A 20,615-nucleotide genomic window follows, 5' to 3' on the forward strand; every position below is an offset into this window, starting at 1 on the left:
TCTGGAAAGCTTGAAGAAGCGCGGCCGGGAGCTACACTTTTGGCGTGAAGCGAATTGGATTCATGGTCGCGCTGATGCTGTGCCTGCCGGTGGCGGCTTGGGCGGATGCGAAGGCGGATTTTTTTGAGGCGAAGATTCGGCCGGTGTTGGCGACGCATTGTTTCGAATGTCACGGGCACAAGGAGAAGGGCGGTCTGAAGCTGGACAGTCGCACGGCGATTCTTCAGGGCGGCGACAGCGGGCCGGCGATGGTTCCCGGTAACCCCCAGAAAAGCCTGCTGATGACGGCGGTGCAGCACACGGATCCCGAGCTGGAGATGCCGCCGAAGAAGAAACTGCCGCCGGAGGTCATTGCCGATTTATCTCAATGGATTCGCGCGGGCGCCGTGTGGCCAGAGGGTACGCCCTGCCTGCTTGGCGTCTTCGTGGCTTGGCGGTCAAACTCATTCTTGCTTTGACGGTGGCTTTGCGTGTACTGCCTTGCGCGATGGCGAAGACGGCGATTTTGTTTGCGGGGCAAGGGGCTCAGACGGTGGGCATGGGGCGTGACCTTGCAGAGGTGTTTCCGGTTGCGCGGGATTTATTTGCGCGCGCGGATGAGGCGTTGGGATATGAGCTTTCGCAGATTTGTTTCGAAGGGCCGGAGGAGGCGCTCACGCAAACGGAAAATGCGCAGCCGGGGATTTTTCTGGTGAGCTGGGTGGCGTTGGAAGTGCTGAAGGCTCAAGTTCCCGGTTTTAAATTCGAGGCGGCGGCGGGTTTGTCGTTGGGGGAATTTACGGCGTTGACGGCGGCGGGGGTGATGTCATTCGAAGATGGCCTGCGCGTGGTGCGGCAGCGCGGACGGTTTATGCAGGAAGCGTGCGACGCAACGGAAGGCGGAATGGCGGCGGTGATTGGGCTGGATGAGGACGCAACACGCGAAGTGTGCGCGGCAGCGGAGGTGGAATTAGCGAATTTAAATTGTCCGGGTCAACTGGTCATTTCCGGCACAGCAGCGGGCATCGAAAAAGCCTGCGCGTTGGCCAAGGAACGCGGGGCCAAGCGCGCGCTACCTTTGCCGGTGGCCGGCGCGTATCATTCGCGCCTGATGGAAAGCGCGTGCCCGAAACTGGAGGCGGCATTGCGCGAGGTTGATTTGAATCTGCCGGGCGTGCCGGTGATTTCCAATGTGACGGCTCAGCCCCACGCAACAGCCGGCGAAATTCTGCAGCGCCTCGTGGAGCAAGTGACTTCCTCCGTGCGTTGGGAGGCGTCCATTCGGCACCTGATCGATGACGGCTTCACACGCTTCATCGAGCTTGGCCCGGGCAGCGCGCTTACTGGTTTTATGCGTCGCATCGATCGTGGGCTGGAAGTGCACAACGTGGCCGATGTGCCGAGTTTAGAAAAAACGGTTGCGGCTTTAAACGATTGATTTTAGAAACCGCGGACTCGCAGGCTCGTCCCTCCAATGGAACTGCGGCGATGGAGGGACGAGCCTGCGAGTCCGCAAACCGAACTGAAAAATATGACTTTAGAAAATCAAACAGCAGTAGTCACCGGCGCAGGCCGTGGCATTGGGCGAGCGATTGCTTTAGCGTTTGCTGAGGCGGGCGCGGATGTGGTGTGCGTTTCGCGCACGGAAGCCAATTCCCAAAAAGTGGCGGATGAAATCGCCGCACTTGGCCGCAAGAGCTGGGCGGTGGCGGTGGATGTGGGCGACACGGCGGCAGTGGAGGTGGCAGTGGCGAAAATTTTGGAGGACACCGGCGGCATCAACATTTTGGTGAACAACGCCGGCGTCACGCGCGATGGCCTGTTGATGCGAATGAGCGAGGCGGATTGGGACACGGTTTTGGATACCAATCTCAAAGGCGCATTCACGCTGACCAAAGCCTTTGCGCGGCCGTTGCGGAAAGCGGACAACGCGCGCATCATTAACATCGCGTCGGTCGTCGGCCTCGTGGGTAACGCGGGTCAGGCGAATTACGCGGCGAGCAAGGCGGGGCTGATCGGCTTTACCAAAAGTTGCGCCAAGGAACTGGCCAAGAGCGGCATCACGGTGAACGCCATCGCGCCGGGTTTCATCGCCACGGATATGACCGATGAGCTCAGCGACAAGGTGAAGGACGCCGTAAAGGCGAGCGTCCCGATGGGAGAATTTGGCGCGGTGGAGGATATCGCGGGCGCGGCATTGTACCTCGCCAGCCCCGCCGCGCGGTACATCACAGGGCAAGTGCTGGCAGTGGACGGTGGGATGGTGATGTGATCGTCGAAATGCCGGTGCATTTTGTGAATAAAAAAAACCGACTCGGGGCTTGACGCTTGGCTTGAATTGGCTGACAAGCAACGCACCTTTTAGGAACAAATATATATGTCTGAAGAAAAAAGCATTGAGGCACGGGTTCAAGCAATCGTGGTGGAACAACTGGGCGTGAAGCCTGAACAAATTACGCCGGAGGCGACATTCCTTGAGGATCTCGGTGCCGATTCACTGGACACCGTGGAGCTTGTGATGGGCCTCGAAGAGGAATTCGGCAACGAAATCCCCGATGAAGAAGCCGAGAAGCTTCTCACGGTGGGCGATGTGATCCGGTACATCGAGGAATCACAGGGCTAAACCGCCGCAACCATTTTGGGCAGCTGGCCAACAGGGTTCCGGCTGCCCATTTTTTTTGGCAAACTTGGACTGGTAACAATGGGTAGTGAAACGGGTATGCGCGTAGTAGTCACCGGTATGGGCGTCGCCTCGTCGCTCGGCTGTGAGGTGGAGGAGCTTTGGCAAAACGTCATCGACGGCCAATGCGGCATCGACCGCGTCACGTCGTTTGATATCAGCGATTACACCTGCCAAATCGCCGCGGAGGTGAAGGACTTCGATCCCGCCCCCGCCTTTCCTAATGCCAAAGAAGTACGCCGTGCCGATCGCTTTACGCAGCTGGGCATCTACGCCGGCTGGAAGGCGCTTGAGGATTCCGGCATGAATCTTGAGGAACTCGACCGCGACCAAATCGGCAGCTTCATCGGCAGCGGCATCGGCGGGCTCGGCACGCAGGAAGCGCAGCACACCGTCCTCACCAGCCGCGGTCCGGGCAAGATGTCGCCCTTTACCATTCCGATGCTCATCCTCAATATGGCCTCGGGCGTGTTCTCAATTTACAACGGACTGCGCGGGCCAAATATGGCCACCTGCAGCGCCTGCGCCACCAGCACCCACGCGCTCGGTGAAGCGTGGCGCACGATTAAAATGGGCGACGCCAAAGCCATCTTTGCCGGTGGCGCGGAAGCCGCCGTGGTGCCCATGGGCATGGGCGGGTTCGCCGCGATGAAAGCGATGAGCACCCGCAACGACGAACCCAAAACCGCATCGCGGCCGTTCGATATCGGGCGCGATGGCTTTGTGATGGGTGAAGGCGCGGGCGTGCTCGTGCTCGAAGAGCTGGAACACGCCAGGGCGCGCGGCGCAAAAATTTATTGCGAGATCGTCGGGTACGGCAACACCGCCGATGCCAATCATCTCACCGCCCCCGCGCCCGATGGCGAAGGCGCGGCGCGTTGTATGAAGATGGCCCTCCGCAGCGGCGGCCTCGATACCGAAAACATCGACTACATCAACGCCCACGGCACCAGCACGCCGCAGGGCGATATTTGCGAAACCAAAGCCATCCGCAGCGTGTTCAAGGATCACGCCGACAAGCTCGCCGTCAGCTCCACCAAAGGCGCCACCGGTCATATGCTCGGCGCGGCTGGCGGCGTGGAAATGATTCTTGTGGCCAAGGCATTGCAAACCAACATCGCCCCGCCCACCATCAATTTGCACAACCCCGATCCAGAGTGCGACCTCGACTACGTGCCCAACGAGGCCCGCGAGATGGAGATCAGCGCGGCCCTCAGCAACTCCTTTGGTTTCGGCGGCCATAACGCCACCATTGCCGCCACCAAGTTCACCGGCTACGCTACGCGCGTGGACTGAGGCTGCAGAAACCAACGAACTGGCAAGCTCATCCCTCCAGCGCAAAGTCGCGGGCCGTTCTCCATTGGAGGGAGAGGCCTGCGAGTCCGTGAGCTATGAACTTTCTAAAACTCATCGAGCAAAAACGCGATGGGGGCGAACTTTCGCCAGAAGCCATCGCCGATGTGGTGGCCGCCTTCGCCGCTGGTTCCATGCCGGATTACCAAATGGCGGCGTTTCTGATGGCCGTCCAATTTCAGGGAATGACTCTGGCCGAAACGCGCGCCCTCACCTTGGCGATGCGCGACAGCGGCGAGGTGCTGGAATTCCCCGAGGATGACCGCCCGCTGGTCGACAAACATTCCACCGGCGGCGTGGGCGATAAAGTATCGCTGCCCCTCGCGCCACTGCTTGCGTGCCTCGGCTATCGCGTGCCGATGATTTCCGGCCGCGGCCTCGGCATCACCGGCGGCACGCTGGACAAGCTCGAGAGCATTCCCGGCTTTACCACTCAACTTTCAGCGGAACAATTAATTGGCCAAGTGCAACAAATCGGCGTGGCCCTCGGCGGCCAAACCTCCGAAATCGCCCCCGCCGATAAAGCACTCTACGCGCTACGTGATGTCACCGGCACGGTGCCGTCGGTGCCGCTCATCACTGCCAGCATCCTTTCCAAAAAACTCGCCGAGAATTTGGATGCGTTGGTGATGGACGTGAAGTTTGGCGCGGCTGCTTTTATGCGCACCCGCGACGACGCGCGCGCGTTGGCGAAATCCATCGTAACCCTCGCCACCGAATGCGGCGTGCAAACCACCGCATTGATTACAAATATGGACGCCCCGCTCGGCCGCGCCGCGGGCAATTGGCTGGAGGTCAAAGAATCCATCGCGTGCCTCGAAGGCAATGGCCCGAACGATTTGGAGGAATTGGTCATCGCCTGCGCCGCCCAACTTCCCGACTGCGATGCGGATCGTGCACGCGCCGAACTTGCCAGTGGCCGTCCGCGCGAAAAATTTAATGAACTCCTCACCGCCCAAGGCGCGGACCGGGCCGCGTTTGAAACTAAATTAAAACAGGCCACCCCCGCGCCCACCGCACCAATCGTGCGCGATTTCCCCGCGAGCGGGAAAGGTTTTCTTGCGCGGTGCGACGCGCGGATCATTGGCGAAGTGGTGCGCGATCTCGGCGGTGGACGGCAGACGAAGGATTCGGAAATCCAACCCGACGTCGGCCTCGACCAAATGCTCAAGCCCGGCGAAGCCATTGACCGCCCGTTGTGCCGAATCCACGCCACCACCGAGGCCGCCGCGGATGCAGCAGCGGAACAATTGGCGGGGGCATTTGAGATTTCCGGTGAACGACCCGATCTTGAGCCATTGATTTGTGGAATGTTGTGAGGGTAAGGACGCGCTTTGCCCTCTTGACAGGGCTGAATAATACTGGCAATCTCCGCCGTTCCCCGATGTTTTCTGGGTATAAAGCGACATTTTTGACTGAATTTAGGCTGATTTCATGAAACGAACATTTCAACCCTCGAATTTGAAACGAGCGCGCCGTCACGGTTTTCGCTCGCGTATGGCTACTAAAGCGGGCCGCGGCATCATCAAGCGTCGCCGACAAAAGGGCCGCTCCCGACTCACCCCGGAACTCTGATGACCTCTGGGGCGCCGGCTCGGCTGCGGCTGACCCGTGCGATGCGCATCCGACAAGGACGCGACTTTGCGCGGCTCAAAAGCCAAGGCCGTCGGCTAGCACAGGGCGGGCTGGTACTCAACTGGCTCGAGCTTCCCGAAGGCGCCCCCTCCCGATTCGCTGTGATCACCACCCGCAAACTTGGCAACGCCGTTATCCGCAACCGCGCGCGACGGCTGCTGCGCGAATGCTTTCGCCTGCACCAACACGCTTTGCGCGTGCCGGTGGAGATGGTGCTCATCGCCCGGCGTTCCTTGGTGGGGAAATCCTTCGCGGGCACGGAAGTAGATTATTTGGCCATCCTGCATTCGGCAAAATTAATCTCAAACTCTTGAACCTACTGCAACACATTCTGCTCGCATTGCTGCGATTTTATCGCTGGGCCATTTCGCCGTTGCTGACCGCATTGGCGGGCGGCTCCATTTGCCGCTTTGATCCGAGTTGTTCGGAGTACGCGATGGAGGCGGTGAAAACGCATGGCGCGATTCGCGGCAGTTGGCTTACGTTACGGCGATTGGGCCGGTGCCACCCGTGGGGCGGTTGCGGGCATGACCCGGTGCCCCAAGTGCAGTTAAAAGCAAAGATTTAATCAATGGATCGTACCGGAAAAATTATTCTCGTTGTTTCAGTGTTGGCGATGATCTTTGGCATGCCGCTGGCGATGCGGCTGGGGCTGATCAAAATGAGCCCTGCGGTGGAGGATGTAAATGCCACGAGTACCCATTCGGTCACGCAAGCGGGAACCAACACGTTGGGCACCAATCAAGTGGTGCAAGCGGGCACCAACACGCCCGGGGTGGCCCCGACAAATTCGCCCACTATTTCGACCAACACGCCGGTTGCGACCAATCAGCCCACCCCGCCGGTGGTGGAGGTTCCGGCCGTGGAAGAATCGACGCTCACACTTTCCAGTGGCAAAGCAAAGTTTACCTTCACCTCGCTGGGCGGCGGCGTGAAACAGGTGGATTTGTTGAGCTATCCAAAGGAGATCGGCGAAGATGCTGCATCTGCTCCGGTGGCACTCAAGAATACCGGAAAACTGCTGCCCTTGCTGGCGTTGCAACCGAATATCGGCGAGCTGGGGCATGAGCCGGGTTCGCCGCGCCCTTATCAAACCAATTCGATCCCGCATGAGTTGGAACTGGTGGATGATCAGACCGTGCGCGCTACGGCCAATTTCCCCGGGGGCATGCAGGTGGTCAAAACATTCCGCCTCAAGGAAGATTATCAGTTGGAAGCCGAGGTGGTGCTGCGCAATGCCTCCGGCGCTTTCATGAAGGAGAGTGGTTTTTATTTGGTATCCGGTTCCGTGGAAGAGCCTGAAAGCACTTCGCACATGATGGGGATGAATTTCGGCCTTATGTGGTTTGATGGTGAGGAAGCGATTTCGGTTGGCCCCGGTTGGTTCCAAAATTATCGCATGGGCTGCATGTGTTTTGGCAGCAAGGGTGAACGCAATAATTACACCCACGGGCAGGGGAACGTGGCATGGGCGGGGGCGTACAGCCGGTTCTTTGCGCAGGTAACGATGCCGGAAAAACCGGGCCAAATGCTCGTGGCGCATCAGCTGCTTGTCCCCACGCAGGAGAAGCCCAATCGCAAAGCCTTTGAGACAGCCATTGTGTGGGATACCCCTTCGCTTGGGGTTGGTGAGTCGGTGACCAACCGTTTCACTCTGTATTCCGGCCCGCGCGAGTTTGATCGATTGGAATCCATTGGCTTGGAACACGGCAATCAGCTCGAAGGCATTATGGATTTCGGCGGCTGGTTTGGCTGGGTGGCCAAAGGGCTGCTGTTGCTCATGACCTGGTTCCACGGCGTCGGCCTTTCCTACGCGCTTTCCATCATCGCCATCACCGTGCTCATCAAACTCGTCTTCTGGCCCCTCACTGCGCGCAGCACGCGGTCCATGAAAAAAATGGCCGCCGTCAATGCCAAGATGATGCCGGAAATCAAAACCATCCGCGAACGCTACAAGGATGATTACCAGAAGATGAACATGAAGATGATGGAGATTTACAAAAAGTATGGCGTAAATCCCCTCAGCCAAATGGGCGGTTGTTTGCCCATGCTCATCCAAATCCCGATTTTCTTCGGCTTCTTCACTATGCTTCGCACGGCCATCGAGCTGCGCGGCGCGGAATTCCTTTGGGTGGCCGACCTTTCTTCGCCCGACACGGTGATGGAAATCGCCGGTTTCCCGATCAACATCATGCCGCTCCTGATGACGGCCACGATGTTTTTGCAAATGCGGCTGCAGCCGCCTTCTCCCGGCATGGATCCGGCCCAACAGGCCATTATGAAATACATGCCGTTGATGTTTGTGTTTATCCTTTACTCCGCCTCCGCCGGACTCTGCCTTTACTGGACTGTACAAAACGTGCTGACCATTGTGCAGACCAAGATGACCAAAGTGGAACCGGAGGATGAAAACGTGGTGGAAGTCATCCAACCCACGAAAAACAAAAAACGAAAAACCTAATTATGACCATGTCAACTGTACCCAAAAGTATTCTCGAAAACCTGCTCAACCGCCTTGGCTTTGATGCCACCGTGGAGGAAACGCCGATGGACAACGGCAGCCTGCTCAACGTGAACACCGAGGACGACCCCGGCCGCCTCATCGGCCGCCAAGGCCGCACGTTGAGCGATCTGCAATACCTCACCAACCGCCTGCTCATTGTGCAGGACAAGGAAGCCCCGAAAGTCACCGTGGACGTCGGCAACTACCGCACCGAAAACCGCGAACAACTCGTAAAGCAAGCCAACGATGCCGCCGACAAAGCCCGTCGTTGGGGCGAGGTGGTGGAGATGGATCCAATGACTGCGTTCGACCGCCGCACCGTGCACCAAACCCTCGCCGAAGCGGATGACATTACCACCGAATCCATCGAAGTGGATGGCACCGCCAACAAAGTTATTTTGGTTCGGCCTAAAAAATAGTGAGTTAGTGTGAAATTTCAACCCGGGCCGATGGGGTCCGGGTTTTTCAAACGCCTGCGGTTGGCCAGCAGGAAGGAGTGCCCTTTTCAATCCACCGCTTCGGCGGTGGGCGTCGTCGTCGTCATCGTCGTCTTATTAAAGGCGGAGGGGGCGGCGGCGGCGAATATCCGCTTTCCCCCAACGCATAGAGTGCTCAGACGAGACCTTTCAGGTAAGCAAGGATGAGCTTGGGCAAGTCGCTGCTGTAACCGCCCTCGAGGAGGTTGGCTTGAGGTTTATTAAGTTGCCGGAGTTGTCGGGCGATCCAAGTGAAATCTTCCACCTCGAGTTGTTGCTGGCAAAGCGGGTCACGCTTGTAGGCGTCGAAACCGGCTGAGACGCAAATGAGGTCGGGATTAAATTTTTTAAGGTCGGCCAGAGCCGTGCTGGTGATTTTGCGCCAGCCATCATTGGGGGTGTCGGGCGGGACGGTGTAGTTGTGGCAATGATCAAAACTCTTCTGACCGGTACCGGGGTAGGCGGGGTGTTGGTGGATAGAAAAAAACGCGGTGCCCTCCACAGTGCGCAGGATGTCCTCAGTGCCGTTGCCGTGGTGCACATCGAAATCAAATACAGCCACTTTCTTGAGGCCGGCGGCGCGCGCGGCCAGCGCGGTGATGGCAATGCTGTTAAAATAACAAAAGCCCATCGCCTGCTCCCGCGTGGCGTGATGGCCGGGCGGGCGGAGAAGGGAGAAGTTGGGTTTGCCTTCGCGAGCGAGTTCCAGCGCGCGCAGTCCGCCGCCGATAGAGCGCCGTGCGTGGGCATCGATGTCTGTATAATCCGGCGTGTCGGCATCAAACGGCCCGGAAGGGCTGGCGACATTCTGGATGTGGGCCGGCAAATGCGCGCGGGCAATATCCGCGTCGGAAACGGGCGCGGGTTGCTCCCAGGTGATGGGGATTTCATTCTGCGCGCGCAGCAGCGCCAGCGTGCCGGCCACGCGTTGAGGGCGTTCGGGATGGCCGGGTGCGGAGTAGTTAACGCAGCGTTCGTCGGTGATGACGTGCATGGCCGAGTTTGGCGCGTCGTGGAAGTGGCGTCTACTGTTAACACCTTCGGTTTGCCAAGGGCGCGGCTGCCCCGTATGCTGTGGGCAGCTTTTATGGCCGATTACAAAGTCAAATTCGAGGTGTTCGAGGGGCCGATGGATCTCCTTCTTTATTTGGTAAAGAAGGAGGAGGTGGATATCTATGAGGTAAACCTCACCAAGATCGCGCGCGAATTCATTGAATACGTCGACTTAATGCGCGAATTTGACATCGAAATTGCCGGCGAATTTCTCGTGATGGCCAGCACGTTGGTTTATATCAAAAGCAAGGAACTGCTGCCGGTGGATCAGCAAGTGATCGCCGAGGATGACGATGAAGGTGAGGATCCGCGCTGGGAACTCATCCGCAAACTGGTCGAGTACAAGAAATTTAAAGATGCCGCCGACAAACTCGAAACACTCGAGCATCGGCAGGAGGACATCTACCCGCGCCTACCCGCGAAGCAGGAATTTGAAATGCCCGAGGATCGCGGCCCACGCGTGGAGGTGAGCATCTTCGACCTCATCAACGCCGTGAACGACGTCATCAAACGCGTCGAGGAACGCAACGCCGAGGGCCGCGAAATTTTCGACGAACAATTCACTGTGGCGGAAAAAATCACCGCCATTCGCGAACGCATCCACGCGGAGCCCTCGTTCAACTTCGCCGAACTCTTCGCCGAAGCCGCCAGTCGCAACGAAGTGGTGGCGACGTTTTTGGCGATGCTGGAATTGATCCGGTTGCGACAAATTAAAATCACACAAGGCGATGCCTTCGGCGAAATTATCATCACCGAAGGCAAAGGCGACAACGGCTTGGAGGCCACCGAGCCTTTGACCGAATTCCCAGAAACTATTTCAGAATAACGATGGAACTTAAGGACACACTCGAGGCAATTCTATTTTCCTCGCAAAAACCGCTCAGCGCCAAGGAGCTGCAGGATATTCTGCGCCAAGCCGGCGAGGAAGCCGACGGCAAAGAACACGTCAACGCAAAGGCCAACGCAAAAGCCAAAGGCATCACCGCCGCGCTGGAAATTTTGGCCGGCGAAGTGGAAACCCTCGACCGCAGCTACCGCCTCGTGTGCGTGGCTGGCGCGTGGCAATTTATCACCCAACCCGAACACGCGCCGTGGGTGCGTGCATTAGTCGGCGTGAAGAATCGTCCCACGCGCCTCTCCAAACCCGCGCTGGAAACGCTCGCCATCATCGCTTATCGCCAGCCGCTCACACGCGCGCAGATGGAAGAGATTCGCGGCGTATCAGTCGATGGCGTCATCGGCACGCTCACCGAGCGCGAGCTCGTGGAAGTGACCGGCCGTGCCGATGCACCTGGCCGCCCGCAAACTTACGGAACCACCCAGTTGTTCCTCGAATACTTCGGCCTGCGCGGGCTTGAGGAATTGCCCGACGCTGAAGAACTGCGCCAAGTCCCCATCACCAAACCCGAAGCGCCCGTGACCACCGGTGACGACGACGACGTGCCTGAACAAATGAGCCTCGAAGAAGTCACCGCCGCCAAAGACAGCGACGCCGGCGAGCTGGCCACTGAAGCTGCCGAAGCTGAAGAAGATTATGACGACGACGAATTCGAGGATGATGATGATGGCGATGATGAAGAAGACGAAGTAGTCGAGGAGGCTTCACAATCCAAATGAGCATCCAAAAACATCGCGCCGCGATTGACAAGCTCGACGCCCAAATCGTGAAGCTGCTCAACCGCCGCACCAAACACGTGATCGGCATCGGCAAAGCCAAACTCGCCGGCAGCAAATCCACGTACCAACCCGACCGCGAGCAAGCCCTCCTGCGCCGCATCCGCAAACTCAACGACGGCCCCATCAGCGACGAATCGCTCGGTCACATTTATCGCGAAGTGATGAGCAGCTCGATCGCGCTGCAAAAATCGTTCAAGATCGCCTTCCTCGGCCCCGAGGCCACGTACACGCACCAAGCCGCCGTGCGCCGCTTCGGCACCAGCCTCGGCTATTCCCCGCAGAAAACGATCGCCGAAGTCTTTGCCGAGGTGGAAAAAAACCGCGCCGAATATGGCGTGGTGCCCGTCGAGAACACCACCGAAGGCGTCGTCACCCACACGCTGGATATGTTCGTCGATAGCCCGTTGAAAATCGTCGCTCAAATCATAATGCCCATCGAACACTGCCTCATCGGCAATGGTGCGCTGAAAGACGTCAAAAAACTTTACTCCCATCCGCAGGCCTACGCGCAGTGCCGCAATTGGGTGCGCGAGACGATGCCGCGCGTGGAGTTCATAGGCAGCAGCTCCACCACTGCTGCTGCTGCGCTGGCCGCCAAAAGCAAAACGGCCGCCGCCATTTCCAGCTCACTCGCTGCTGAAAAATATCAGCTCAACATCATCGAAGCCGGCGTGCAGGATCACAGCGGCAACGCCACGCGCTTCCTCGTGCTCGGCGGCGAATGCGCTGCATCCTCGGCCAACGATCGCACCAGTTTGATGTTCAGTGTGAACGACCAAGTCGGTGCCCTGCATAACGCACTGCAACCCTTCCGCACGCACCGCCTGAATATGACCAAAATCGAATCGCGCCCCAGCAAACGCAAGGCGTGGGAATACATTTTCTTCGTCGACGTCGACGGCCATTTCGAGGATCCCAAAGTGGCCAAAGCCATCGCCAAGCTCAGCGAAACCTGTAGCTTCGTAAAAATCCTCGGTTCGTATCCCAACTCCGGCTGAGCATCCCGACCATGAAATCCAAAACCCCGCTCGCGCTTGCAAAACAGGTGCTCAATATCGAGTTGGCTGGACTCAAAGCCGTGCGGGCGCAGCTCGATGCACAATTCACGCGCGCGGTGGAGACGCTGGCCGCGGCGCTTTCGCAGCGTAACAAACTCATCGTCGTGGGCATTGGCAAGAGCGGCAACATCGGCCAAAAAATGGCCGCCACGTTCAACAGCACCGGCGCCACCAGCGTCTTGCTCGATCCCGCCAACGCGTTGCACGGCGACATCGGTTTGCTGGATGACGGCGACGTGGTGCTCGCGCTCAGCTACTCCGGCGAGTCCGAGGAACTCATCAACCTCATCGGCGCGGTCAAACGGTTCCCCGTGCAAATCATCGCCCTCACCGGCGCCCCCAAGTCATCGCTCGCCAAGTTAAGCGACGTGGTGCTAAACGCCCGCGTCCCCAAAGAAGCGTGCCCCTTCAACCTCGCCCCCACCGCCAGCACCACCGCGATGCTCGCCCTCGGCGATGCGCTCGCGATGGCGCTGCTGCAGGCACGCGGGTTTAAGAAAAAAGATTTCGCCAAGTATCATCCCTCCGGCGCCATCGGCCGAGCGTTGCTGCTCCACGTGAGCGACATAATGCGCACCGGCAAACGCCTCGCCACCGCCCCGCGCACCGCCACTGTCCGCGAAGCGTTGCTGGTCATGACCCGCGCCAAATGCGGCAGCGTGTGCGTGCTCGGCAGCACCGGAAAACTCGTCGGCGTTTTCACCGATGGCGATCTGCGCCGCCATATGGCTAAGGCGGGCGACGACGTGCTCCATCTTTCCCTCGCCCAAGTGATGACCGCAAAGCCCACCGTCCTCCGCGAAGACGCTCTTGCGGTTGAAGCCCTCAAAATTTTCAACACCCGCAAAATAGACGACCTCATCGTCATCAACGCAAAGCGCGAACCGGTGGGGCTCATTGACTCGCAGGACTTGCCTAAGTTGAAACTGGCATAAGCTTGGCGTCTCGCCAGTTCTCCGATACGCTTTGGACGTGATGAAAAATATTCGGACTTATTTAATTGGTGCGGCGTTGGCGACCGCAGTGTTAATGGTGATGGGACAGGTGAAGGCACCCAAGATGCCGGGTTGGGAATACCTCTACGTGGAGCAACGTTGGGTGAAATTTATGCCCATTGATCCTAATGCTGGCGGCCCGCGGCTGTTGCAGGCGAAGTTGATGAATGATCTGGGCGCGGAAGGCTGGGACCTGGTGCAAACAGGCACCGGCGGCTACATGTTTCGCCGCGCATTGCGTTAGCCGGCAAAACAGCCCCCCACAAAAGGCCAACGGAAAACTTGACGCCCCGACGTCCCCGGCAAAAGCTGGGCGCGGCATGAAATATTTTTTTCTTTCCCTCATTCTGACGATCATTTACGTGGACCCGACTTCGGCTGCTGTGCAAACCAAAAACCAACTCATCGTGAAAACCAAGCGCGAGCTGGATGTGAAGTACCTGCTGTATTTGCCAAACGATTACGCGGCCCAGCCGGAGAAAAAATGGCCGTTGATTTTTTTCCTGCACGGCGCGGGTGAACGCGGTGACAATCTGGATCTCGTGAAAGCGCACGGTCCACCCAAGTTTGTGGATCAGGGAAAAGGAAAGGAATTCGAAAATGTTTCCCCGTTCATCATTGTTTCCCCTCAATGCCCGAAGGGAACGGTTTGGAATGATGAGGTGCTCATCTCGCTGCTGAATCAGATATTGAAACAATATCGCGCCGACGAAACGCGCCTGTACCTCACCGGCCTGAGCATGGGCGGCTACGGTACTTGGAGTCTGGGGCTGACGCATTGCGATCGCTTCGCGGCGATCGCGCCCATTTGCGGCGGCGGCGATTTTATCAGGGCCTACAACGCCGGCGGGGTGAAAGGCAAGGCGTTGCGCACCTTGGGAGTGTGGGCATTTCACGGGGGGAAAGATCTTGTGGTGCCGCTGGCGGAGAGCGAGCGGATGGTGGCGATCCTGAAAAAATTCGGCCATCCGAACCCTAAACTTTCGGTGGATCCCAAGGCCGGGCACAATTCGTGGGAGAAAGCCTACGCTGACCCTGAACTCTATAAATGGTTTCTGCAGCACCAGCGGAAGTGATTATTTTTCTTCCACCAAAATCACTTTGCCTTTGCTGATGTAAAAGTGAGCGCTAGCCCGAAGCTTTCGGCCGTTGGCGAGAACAAAATGGAGGTTCCGGTAAATCCACACGTCACCCTGTTTTGCATCGGGCGTGCCGAAGGCGGTTTGCACCACATCGGCGTCCTTTTCCTTGTACACGCGATTGAGTTGGCCGGCCATCCACGGAGTGCGCCGGCCGGCGGAAAAGGGATCGGGCTTGGGCGGATCCGGTTTGCGCGCGGGCGGTAGTCCGGCAGTGGCACCTTCGTCCAGTAGCAGCTTGCCCTTGGCATCCCACCTTTTTTGGCTCACCAACGCAGTGCCACGATAGGTGGCCTCCAATGTTTTTTGCCCGTTTTCGTGCCACTCTGTAAACTGCGAAAGCAGGCCATCTTTGAAAAATTGTTTACGCTTGAGCTTGCCGTTTGGATGCCAGTTTTGATGCAGGCCTCTTGGCTGTTTGCCGTTCCATTCGGCCATCCACGATCTTTTGCCATCCAAAAACCAGCCCTCGGCCACGCCCTTGGGCTGGCCGCGTTCATACGGTGTGCGGCTGCTGCGTTGACCGTTTGGATGGTACTCGATCAAATTGCCTTCGATCACGTTGTTGCGATAGGTGGTTTCCCAAATCTTTTGTCCTTCCTCATTGAAGCCGGTGGCCACGCCTTCGCGCTGGCCGGCGACGTAACGGGTGGCGCTGAGGCGGCGGCTGCCGGTGTCAAATTCAGTGAGCAATCCGTGCGGTTGACCTTCGTGCAGCGGCATTTCAAACTGCTTAGCGCCATTGGAATGCCAGCCCAACAACGATCCCGTGGGCGCGCCGTCTTTCAGCGTTACCTCGGTCATTTTCTGGCCGTTCTCGTACCACTCAACCGCCGTTCCCTGGGCCACGCCGGCGCGCATTTGCACTTCGTAACTTTTTTGGCCGTTTTCGTGCCAATCCACCACCGCACCGGTGTACGGTTCGGTTTCTCCCATGGCAAAAAATTTGCCGTCGCTCAGCAGTAATTCATCGGTGGTAAAGTATTCCACCTTATCCTTATCGCCCGAGCAACCGACCCCGATTAGCCCCAGGAAGGTTATGATCAGTGCCATCACGCCTCGGCGTCTCATGCCGCAACCTAATCGCTGAGTGGCGAATTGTCAATCCAACCCACTTGACGCGCGCGGTGGGTTCGTGAAAATTAGGGGCGACGAAACGTCGTTTTATTTCGATGCCAATTTTTGAATATGCCTGTCCCGAGTGTCGGAGGATTTTTCAATTCCTCTCACGCCGTCTCAAGCCCACGCGCAAACCCGCTTGCCCCAAATGCGGCGGCAAAAAATTGGTCAAAGAAGTCAGCCAATTTGCCGCCCTCAAAGGCGCCGCCGAACCCAAAGCGGCCTCGCCCGGTGCCGACGGCGCAGGCGAACCTGATGGCATGCCGGATATGGATGATCCCCGCGTGCAACACGCGATGCGCGAGATGGAGCGTGATATGGGGCATATGGACGAAAATAACCCCAAACATATGGCGCATATGATGCGCAAAATGCAGGATCTCATGCCCGCCGACGCGATGCCCAAGGAAATGAATGACGCCATCAAACGCTTGGAAGCAGGCGAAGACCCTGAAAAAATCGAGGCAGATATGGGCGAAATTTTCGATGAATTTATGGGGCCGGAAGAAGGCGGCGGTGCGGGCGGATCGGGCGGCGGCGGGTATTCGCGCGACGGGGGGCTTTATGATATGTGAGGGAAGAGGTTTTAGGAGTTAGGAGATAGAATTTTATGGCAATTTCATTTGTTGCAATTTTGGTGGTCGCCTGCGGGATGGCGCTCTTGGCAAAGCGGTTGCGCTTGCCGTACACGGTGGTGTTGGTGGTGGCGGGGTTGATCGTCAGCGCATTGTCGGCGGGCGGCCAACTGGGGATGAACCTCAAGCTCACGCCGGAATTACTGCTGCAATTGTTTTTGCCGATCCTGCTGTTTGAGGCGGCGTTTCACGTGGACCTCAAATCGTTTCTGAACAATAAACGCGCCATTCTGTGCCTCGCCATCCCGGGGGTGATCATTGGGATGGTGCTCACCACCGCGCTCTTCATGGGCGTGGGCGAATTGTTCCGGCTCGGTCTGAGTTGGCAATTGGTGCTGCTGGCCGCAGCAATGTTGGCGGCGACCGATCCCATTTCGGTGGTGGCGCTCTTCAAGGAATTTACCGTGTCCAAACGGCTCGGGATTATCATCGAAGGCGAGAGTTTAATTAACGACGGCATCGCGGTGGTGGTGTTCGCCGTGGTGGTCAAAATCACCAGCGCGCACCTCGGCCTCACGTTGCCGCATCTGGATTCCACGGAAAGTTTGCAGGCGCTGCAAGTGGTGCTCGATTTCCTGCGTGAGGTGCTGCTCGGCACCGCCATCGGCCTCGGCATCGGGTTGGGCATTTCGTATCTCACCAGTAAGTTTGATGATCAACACATCGAGGTGGCCCTAACCGTCATTGCCGCGTACGGCGCGAATGTGGCGGCGATGGAGCTGCACGCTTCGGGCGTCATCGCCGTGGTGGTGTGCGGCATGATGATCGGCAACGTGGGCGTGAAGCACGGCATGAGCCCCACCACGCGCGAGGAGGTGGTGAGCTTTTGGGAATTCGCCGCGTTCGTCGCCAACTCATTTGTGTTCATCCTCATCGGGCTGGAAATTAAACTGGCCGGTTTATGGGAACAAGCGGTGCCGATTGTTTTGTTTTTTGTGATCATGATTCTCGTGCGGGCCATCACTGTGTTCGGCGTGCACGGCCTTGTGCGGCGCGCGGATTTACGGCTCAAACAGGAATGGCTCCCCGTCATCACGTGGGCCGGCGTGCGCGGGAGTTTGTCGATGGTGCTGGCGATGATGTTGTTGGTGGCCGCAAAAAGCGACGCTGGCACTGCCGCCGAGGCAAATCGATTGGTGTTGTTAAACATCGTGTACGGCGTGGTGTTGATGTCCATTTTATTGCAGGGCACCACCATGGCGTGGCTGATGAAACGCGGCGGGCTCATCATCGAAACCACCGAGGAAACCGAATATGAACTCGCGCTGGCCCGCCGCCAAGCCATCCGCGTGATGCTGGATAATCTGGAATCCTCCGAACGCAAAGGCACTCTCTCGCACGAAACCTTTGAGACGCTGCACGGCCAACTCCTCGCCCGCCGCCAAGCCAACGACAAACGCATCGCCCAAATGCTCGAGCAAACGCCCACGCTCAACACCATCGAACTGCAAATCGAATCCGCCCACCTCAGCGCGCTGGAAAAACAAGTCTACCGCGACCTGGAAAAAGCCGGTGATTTGGATTACGATTCGATGGAGTCGTTGGTCCGCGAAGTAGTGGATCGCAAATTGTAGCCCGGGCCGTTGGCCCGGGGGGCCGGGCTACATTAGTGCGCCAAAGGGGTTGTGTTATAAAATGAAATGTACAGTTGACAGAATGGAATGGGGGGGGGGGTAATAGAGAGCAACCAAAAACATGATGAAAAAATACTTACCCCCAATTTGGGTTTGTTTGGCGGTATTGCTTTCCTTTTCATTCTATGCAAGTGCTTCGGATGATCAACTAGGCACGGCTGAATTTCTCATTGAAGAGTATTTGCCCGAACTACCTCCAGAATTGGATGAACAGGTTGGAAAGGCTCATTATCACATCGATCAGTATTGGGAAGCCAATTGGGAGTTCCCCGAATTAAATCGTGATGAATTTGAAGAAGGCACGTTGGGTTATGATTTCCCGCGCGTGGCGCAATTGAACCTTAATGACTATTTGAATTGGTTGGGCGAACGGGAAGAATGGAATGGGCCCAGTTTGGAACTCGAGGAAGCTCGCAGTTCTGTTTCCACATTAATGGGCGAGATCGAGTGGATGGTGGATCCGCTCGGTGCGTTGACGGCTTGGATGAATTCGGAGGCACTCTTGGAGCAGCCCAATACCGAAGCAGTTGTAACATTTCAAGAATTTACAAATGAATTGGCAAGCGTAGAAGGCGTAACAGTGATAGAGCAAATTTATGAAAAGCAGACAACCGATTATTCAAATGTTGCTGGGAGGTTAGCTGCACTGAGACTGCAACCGAATAATGAATGGCAAAGAGTTATGGCCACAGTTGACCCGAATGTTGTCGTGCCAGATCAAAAACCCAAACAGCTTAATTATAACGATTGTGGAGCTTTTAGATGGGGGGTTGATTTTTCGTTGAAGGAATTGCCTGATGCTGGCGGAATGATGGCTACAACTGTTCATTTTGACTATCAGATTCAAGATGCAATCGGTCAAAATTTGTACAGTCCCACATGGCGACTTCCGTTTCTGGAAACAAATCCTCGGAGCAATTTTCAATTCTATATTTTCGATTATATAGATCCTCAAGTAGAAAAGGAGGATAATCCAATTTACAGTTTGAACATGAATTTCATCGATTTTCCATTCGGTTTCCACAAAACAAAAGGTTTCATTAAGATTGAATTCTCAACACGACTGTTTGAATATGAACAGAACTTGGGATTGAATTTCATTGATGCAAATGGCAATTTGCCGGGGGGCGTATTAGATGCATATCGTGCTGAACAATACAATGCAGCAAACCAATTGCATCAACGATTTCGACGATTTCACGGCTTTCCTTACGGATCCGCGCTAGGACATCCAAAGTGGGAAAACGGTAGTAGAGCAGAGATTGGGAGTGTGGAGTCAAATTGGAACTGTACAGGTGGAATCCAAAATGAGGGTACCGAGCCAGCGACAGTCCCAAAGGCTATACAATCAAATCATTCAAAAACCAGATGGATTTTAAACATTGAAAATGGAAACCCTTTTAGAGGTGTAATATGGCAAGGAAGAAATACATATCCTCGTGGTATTTCGCCACGATTACCGTTGCCTTGATGGCTACGGGATCGGCGTTTGGCGAAATTATTAAAGAGCCACTGGTAATCCAGAATTCTGGCCCGGTGGTGCTGTACGGTCAATTATTTGAAGCCCCGAATCCAAATTATCCTATAAGTGGAGCAGGGGTAAGATCCAATGCTCTGAATTATTTAGAAAATTACTTTGCCATTGGCCAGCCTGCGCGCCGCACTCAGCCTAGTTTTTTTATCGATTTAAGATTCCGCAAAGTGAAAAAACAACCTGGCCCCAAGCTCTGGATGCCTAAGGGTTTTGTTGAGGGTTACCTGGCGCCTCGCTTAGTTTATATCATAAATGAGCTGCCGTTAAGCAAATTTGCTGCGGCGCACCTTTTCTATTATCTTCATCCTTACGGAGACATGACGCCCTGGTTGGTCGAGTTGTTGGAGGATAAAGACGGGCAGATTGTGAATGCGGCAATTCGCAATTTAACTTATGCATCGTTGGTCCATGGCCGGAAATATCCAAGGGAAAAGGTGATGGAAAAAGTTTTTCAATTTATGGAGGGTGAAAATCCCTACGATGGAAATTATCTGCTTTGGCGTATTCATGATATTGGCCCAAATCGGGAAAAACTGATTGCGGTTTTAATACAGAAGCAAAATAAATTTGCTCAAGAAGAAAAAGAAAAAAAGAGACTTGGTGATCGACATTCGATCGAAAATACCATTCGACTGCTTCAAAATGGTGGATTGCCACGAAAGTTTGTTGTGCTTCCTGAACGCTTAAAAATTAACCCTGCCCTAACCCCCGGCCCGCATCATCCTAAGCCGAATTGGTTGACCTTGAAACCTGTCAAAGATTTGTTGCCCGGGGAGAATCCGGTGAAATTTTTGAAGCCCATTCCGCGGTCCCCTGCGAGTACTATTCCTGGGCGCATTCCGCAATCGCGTCAGAATCGGTCGGTTATTCCCGGCACCGTTCCCCGTTTCATCCGACCGACCAATCCTCGCATCCCCAATCTATTTCTCCCGGGCTATGGCGCCTTCGCGCGTCCCACAAACGAATGGAATCCGGCCAGTACTCCCCATTCCCGGATCCGGGTACGGCCCCTCCCGCACGCCAAAACAAAAACGTCCGTAAATTGTAGCCCGGGCCGTTGGCCCGGGTCCCGGCCCACCGGGCCGGGCTACATTCGCGCGGCCGACCTTTTCGGCTTTTTCTTTTCATAACTGATTTCCTTATGA

23 protein-coding genes are annotated in these 20,615 nt (G+C 56.4%); 21 read left to right on the forward strand and 2 right to left on the reverse strand.

Features of this window, described 5'->3' with window-relative positions:
- The first annotated feature begins 44 nt into the window (after positions 1-44).
- From H8E27_11285 to H8E27_11335, 11 genes are all read left to right on the forward strand, one after another.
- Complete coding sequence (locus H8E27_11285; protein MBC8326194.1) at positions 45-458, forward strand: hypothetical protein; 414 nt, start codon at positions 45-47, stop codon at positions 456-458.
- Positions 459-487: 29 nt separating this feature from the next.
- Positions 488-1,417 carry an ACP S-malonyltransferase gene (gene fabD / locus H8E27_11290; protein ID MBC8326195.1) on the forward strand — a complete coding sequence of 310 codons (930 nt, stop codon included), beginning with the start codon at positions 488-490 and terminating at the stop codon, positions 1,415-1,417.
- A gap of 93 nt (positions 1,418-1,510) precedes the next feature.
- Entirely contained in the window at positions 1,511-2,251 is a 741-nt protein-coding gene (gene fabG, locus H8E27_11295) for a 3-oxoacyl-[acyl-carrier-protein] reductase (protein MBC8326196.1), read from the forward strand.
- A 105-nt stretch (positions 2,252-2,356) separates the two neighbouring features.
- On the forward strand, positions 2,357-2,602 hold the full coding sequence (gene acpP, locus H8E27_11300) for an acyl carrier protein (protein MBC8326197.1): 246 nt from the start codon (positions 2,357-2,359) through the stop codon (positions 2,600-2,602).
- Positions 2,603-2,698: 96 nt separating this feature from the next.
- Positions 2,699-3,955 carry a beta-ketoacyl-ACP synthase II gene (gene fabF, locus H8E27_11305; protein ID MBC8326198.1) on the forward strand — a complete coding sequence of 419 codons (1,257 nt, stop codon included), beginning with the start codon at positions 2,699-2,701 and terminating at the stop codon, positions 3,953-3,955.
- A 95-nt stretch (positions 3,956-4,050) separates the two neighbouring features.
- Complete coding sequence (locus H8E27_11310) at positions 4,051-5,331, forward strand: thymidine phosphorylase (GenBank protein ID MBC8326199.1); 1,281 nt, start codon at positions 4,051-4,053, stop codon at positions 5,329-5,331.
- A gap of 115 nt (positions 5,332-5,446) precedes the next feature.
- The gene (rpmH, locus tag H8E27_11315) at positions 5,447-5,587 is read left to right on the forward strand and encodes a 50S ribosomal protein L34 (protein MBC8326200.1); all 141 of its coding nucleotides are present in this window, start codon (positions 5,447-5,449) and stop codon (positions 5,585-5,587) included.
- Positions 5,587-5,961 (forward strand): ribonuclease P protein component, encoded by a 375-nt coding sequence (gene rnpA, locus H8E27_11320; protein ID MBC8326201.1) that lies wholly within the window; start codon positions 5,587-5,589, stop codon positions 5,959-5,961. Before rpmH ends, rnpA begins: the two co-directional genes overlap by 1 nt.
- Before the next feature lie 5 nt (positions 5,962-5,966).
- Complete coding sequence (gene yidD / locus H8E27_11325; protein MBC8326202.1) at positions 5,967-6,215, forward strand: membrane protein insertion efficiency factor YidD; 249 nt, start codon at positions 5,967-5,969, stop codon at positions 6,213-6,215.
- Between the two features lie 3 nt (positions 6,216-6,218).
- A complete protein-coding gene (gene yidC / locus H8E27_11330) occupies positions 6,219-8,108 on the forward strand; it encodes a membrane protein insertase YidC (GenBank protein ID MBC8326203.1) in 1,890 nt (629 codons plus the stop codon).
- 8 nt (positions 8,109-8,116) lie between these two features.
- On the forward strand, positions 8,117-8,569 hold the full coding sequence (locus H8E27_11335; protein MBC8326204.1) for a KH domain-containing protein: 453 nt from the start codon (positions 8,117-8,119) through the stop codon (positions 8,567-8,569).
- A 193-nt stretch (positions 8,570-8,762) separates the two neighbouring features.
- Here H8E27_11335 and H8E27_11340 read toward each other — a convergent pair whose 3' ends face one another.
- Positions 8,763-9,620 carry a histone deacetylase gene (locus tag H8E27_11340; GenBank protein ID MBC8326205.1) on the reverse strand — a complete coding sequence of 286 codons (858 nt, stop codon included), beginning with the start codon at positions 9,618-9,620 and terminating at the stop codon, positions 8,763-8,765.
- Positions 9,621-9,713: 93 nt separating this feature from the next.
- Between H8E27_11340 and H8E27_11345 the strand changes: the two genes are divergently transcribed.
- The 6 genes from H8E27_11345 to H8E27_11370 all read left to right on the forward strand — a co-directional run bounded on the left by H8E27_11345 (position 9,714) and on the right by H8E27_11370 (position 14,485).
- On the forward strand, positions 9,714-10,505 hold the full coding sequence (locus H8E27_11345) for a segregation/condensation protein A (GenBank protein MBC8326206.1): 792 nt from the start codon (positions 9,714-9,716) through the stop codon (positions 10,503-10,505).
- A 2-nt stretch (positions 10,506-10,507) separates the two neighbouring features.
- Entirely contained in the window at positions 10,508-11,296 is a 789-nt protein-coding gene (gene scpB, locus H8E27_11350; protein ID MBC8326207.1) for an SMC-Scp complex subunit ScpB, read from the forward strand.
- Positions 11,293-12,354, forward strand: a complete 1,062-nt coding sequence (gene pheA, locus H8E27_11355) for a prephenate dehydratase (protein MBC8326208.1) — start codon at positions 11,293-11,295, stop codon at positions 12,352-12,354. Before scpB ends, pheA begins: the two co-directional genes overlap by 4 nt.
- Positions 12,355-12,365: 11 nt before the next feature.
- Entirely contained in the window at positions 12,366-13,349 is a 984-nt protein-coding gene (locus H8E27_11360; protein ID MBC8326209.1) for a KpsF/GutQ family sugar-phosphate isomerase, read from the forward strand.
- Positions 13,350-13,389: 40 nt separating this feature from the next.
- Positions 13,390-13,653 carry a hypothetical protein gene (locus H8E27_11365; GenBank protein ID MBC8326210.1) on the forward strand — a complete coding sequence of 88 codons (264 nt, stop codon included), beginning with the start codon at positions 13,390-13,392 and terminating at the stop codon, positions 13,651-13,653.
- 76 nt (positions 13,654-13,729) lie between these two features.
- The gene (locus H8E27_11370) at positions 13,730-14,485 is read left to right on the forward strand and encodes a phospholipase (protein MBC8326211.1); all 756 of its coding nucleotides are present in this window, start codon (positions 13,730-13,732) and stop codon (positions 14,483-14,485) included.
- Here H8E27_11370 and H8E27_11375 read toward each other — a convergent pair whose 3' ends face one another.
- Entirely contained in the window at positions 14,486-15,619 is a 1,134-nt protein-coding gene (locus H8E27_11375) for a hypothetical protein (GenBank protein ID MBC8326212.1), read from the reverse strand.
- Between the two features lie 101 nt (positions 15,620-15,720).
- On the opposite strand from H8E27_11375, the gene H8E27_11380 reads away from it, so the two are divergent.
- The 4 genes from H8E27_11380 (at position 15,721) to H8E27_11395 (ending at position 20,600) form a co-directional block, all read left to right on the forward strand.
- The gene (locus H8E27_11380; protein ID MBC8326213.1) at positions 15,721-16,242 is read left to right on the forward strand and encodes a zinc ribbon domain-containing protein; all 522 of its coding nucleotides are present in this window, start codon (positions 15,721-15,723) and stop codon (positions 16,240-16,242) included.
- 35 nt (positions 16,243-16,277) lie between these two features.
- Positions 16,278-17,876 carry a sodium:proton antiporter gene (locus H8E27_11385; protein MBC8326214.1) on the forward strand — a complete coding sequence of 533 codons (1,599 nt, stop codon included), beginning with the start codon at positions 16,278-16,280 and terminating at the stop codon, positions 17,874-17,876.
- A gap of 121 nt (positions 17,877-17,997) precedes the next feature.
- The gene (locus H8E27_11390) at positions 17,998-19,407 is read left to right on the forward strand and encodes a hypothetical protein (protein ID MBC8326215.1); all 1,410 of its coding nucleotides are present in this window, start codon (positions 17,998-18,000) and stop codon (positions 19,405-19,407) included.
- Positions 19,407-20,600 (forward strand): hypothetical protein, encoded by a 1,194-nt coding sequence (locus H8E27_11395; protein MBC8326216.1) that lies wholly within the window; start codon positions 19,407-19,409, stop codon positions 20,598-20,600. The genes H8E27_11390 and H8E27_11395 overlap by 1 nt, the downstream gene beginning before the upstream one ends.
- The last annotated feature ends 15 nt before the right edge of the window (positions 20,601-20,615 follow it).

It is taken from the genome of Limisphaerales bacterium (genome assembly GCA_014382585.1).
In the GTDB taxonomy this organism is placed as follows: Bacteria; Verrucomicrobiota; Verrucomicrobiia; order Limisphaerales; family UBA1100; genus JACNJL01.

Coding starts and splice junctions, on each gene's coding strand:
- H8E27_11335 (MBC8326204.1), top strand. CDS start 8,117: ATGTCAACTGTACCCAAAAGTATTCTCGAAAACCTGCTCAACCGCCTT.
- rnpA (MBC8326201.1), top strand. CDS start 5,587: ATGACCTCTGGGGCGCCGGCTCGGCTGCGGCTGACCCGTGCGATGCGC.
- acpP (MBC8326197.1), top strand. CDS start 2,357: ATGTCTGAAGAAAAAAGCATTGAGGCACGGGTTCAAGCAATCGTGGTG.
- fabD (MBC8326195.1), top strand. CDS start 488: ATGGCGAAGACGGCGATTTTGTTTGCGGGGCAAGGGGCTCAGACGGTG.
- rpmH (MBC8326200.1), top strand. CDS start 5,447: ATGAAACGAACATTTCAACCCTCGAATTTGAAACGAGCGCGCCGTCAC.
- H8E27_11365 (MBC8326210.1), top strand. CDS start 13,390: ATGAAAAATATTCGGACTTATTTAATTGGTGCGGCGTTGGCGACCGCA.
- fabF (MBC8326198.1), top strand. CDS start 2,699: ATGCGCGTAGTAGTCACCGGTATGGGCGTCGCCTCGTCGCTCGGCTGT.
- pheA (MBC8326208.1), top strand. CDS start 11,293: ATGAGCATCCAAAAACATCGCGCCGCGATTGACAAGCTCGACGCCCAA.
- H8E27_11345 (MBC8326206.1), top strand. CDS start 9,714: ATGGCCGATTACAAAGTCAAATTCGAGGTGTTCGAGGGGCCGATGGAT.
- H8E27_11340 (MBC8326205.1), bottom strand. CDS start 9,620: ATGCACGTCATCACCGACGAACGCTGCGTTAACTACTCCGCACCCGGC.
- H8E27_11310 (MBC8326199.1), top strand. CDS start 4,051: ATGAACTTTCTAAAACTCATCGAGCAAAAACGCGATGGGGGCGAACTT.
- scpB (MBC8326207.1), top strand. CDS start 10,508: ATGGAACTTAAGGACACACTCGAGGCAATTCTATTTTCCTCGCAAAAA.
- H8E27_11375 (MBC8326212.1), bottom strand. CDS start 15,619: ATGAGACGCCGAGGCGTGATGGCACTGATCATAACCTTCCTGGGGCTA.
- H8E27_11390 (MBC8326215.1), top strand. CDS start 17,998: ATGATGAAAAAATACTTACCCCCAATTTGGGTTTGTTTGGCGGTATTG.
- H8E27_11370 (MBC8326211.1), top strand. CDS start 13,730: ATGAAATATTTTTTTCTTTCCCTCATTCTGACGATCATTTACGTGGAC.
- yidC (MBC8326203.1), top strand. CDS start 6,219: ATGGATCGTACCGGAAAAATTATTCTCGTTGTTTCAGTGTTGGCGATG.
- H8E27_11395 (MBC8326216.1), top strand. CDS start 19,407: ATGGCTACGGGATCGGCGTTTGGCGAAATTATTAAAGAGCCACTGGTA.
- H8E27_11385 (MBC8326214.1), top strand. CDS start 16,278: ATGGCAATTTCATTTGTTGCAATTTTGGTGGTCGCCTGCGGGATGGCG.
- H8E27_11380 (MBC8326213.1), top strand. CDS start 15,721: ATGCCAATTTTTGAATATGCCTGTCCCGAGTGTCGGAGGATTTTTCAA.
- fabG (MBC8326196.1), top strand. CDS start 1,511: ATGACTTTAGAAAATCAAACAGCAGTAGTCACCGGCGCAGGCCGTGGC.
- H8E27_11360 (MBC8326209.1), top strand. CDS start 12,366: ATGAAATCCAAAACCCCGCTCGCGCTTGCAAAACAGGTGCTCAATATC.